Origin of the sequence: Pseudomonas sp. R62 (assembly GCF_000257605.1) — a bacterium.
GTDB lineage: Bacteria > Pseudomonadota > Gammaproteobacteria > Pseudomonadales > Pseudomonadaceae > Aquipseudomonas > Aquipseudomonas atacamensis.
Map to the genome: position 1 here is coordinate 1 of NZ_AHZM01000917.1, position 817 is coordinate 817.

1 protein-coding gene is annotated in these 817 nt (G+C 54.1%); it reads left to right on the forward strand.

Annotation, left to right across the window (positions count from 1 at the left end):
• Positions 1-16: 16 nt before the first annotated feature.
• Positions 17-622 (forward strand): START domain-containing protein, encoded by a 606-nt coding sequence (locus OQK_RS01100; protein ID WP_016770733.1) that lies wholly within the window; start codon positions 17-19, stop codon positions 620-622.
• Positions 623-817 lie beyond the last annotated feature (195 nt).

Below are 817 nucleotides of genomic sequence, written 5' to 3' on the forward strand. Positions count from 1 at the left end.
AATAAGGAATAACACTATGGGTTCGCTGCACCGTATCGCTGTGTTGTGTGGTCTGACTGCCGTACTTGCCACTTCGGTAGCCCAGGCAGAAGACTGGAAAGTGGCCAAGAACGAAGACGGCATCAAGGTTTCCCTGAGCGAAATACCCGGTTCGGACTACAAGTCCTACCAAGGCGTCGCGCTGATGAAAACCACCGTTGCCAAACTGCGCGCCTTGCAGGAAGACGTCTCTGGCGCCTGCGCGTGGATTCACGAGTGCAAGAGCCAGAAACTGCTCAAGCACGAAGGCGATCTGAGCTGGACCTATTCGCAATTCAACACGCCGTGGCCGGTGACCCCGCGTGATTCGGTGCTCAAGATCACCACCGTTGAAGGTGCCGATGGCAGCCTGACCCGGAACCTTGAAGGTGTACCGACCTATCTGCCGGAAGAAAAAGGTTTCGTGCGGGTTCAGCAGGTCAAAGGCTTCTGGAAGTTCGTGCCTAAGGGCGATCAGGTTGAAGTGACTTATCAGGTGCACACCGAGCCGGGCGGTAGCGTGCCGGCCATGGTCGCCAACAAGTTTGTGGTGGATGCGCCATTCAATACCCTGAAAGCGCTGAAAGAACGCGCCGAGAAATAATCAATTCGCTGTAAGCAAAACGCCCCGACCGGTTCGGGGCGTTTTGTTTTGTCTCTAAATTGTATTTCCAGATATGCGTTGCACGAAATTTTCACAAAGTCTCCAAGACAATTCGCCCGCACTTGTTGCCTGCCATTGCGCTGTCAGCCCTCTGAATGAAAGTCTCGAAGGGCAGGGCAGTAATCAATGGCAATG

What these genes read in the sequence shown, in the direction of transcription:
- OQK_RS01100 (WP_016770733.1), top strand. Translation starts at nt 17, where the DNA reads ATGGGTTCGCTGCACCGTATCGCTGTGTTGTGTGGTCTGACTGCCGTA.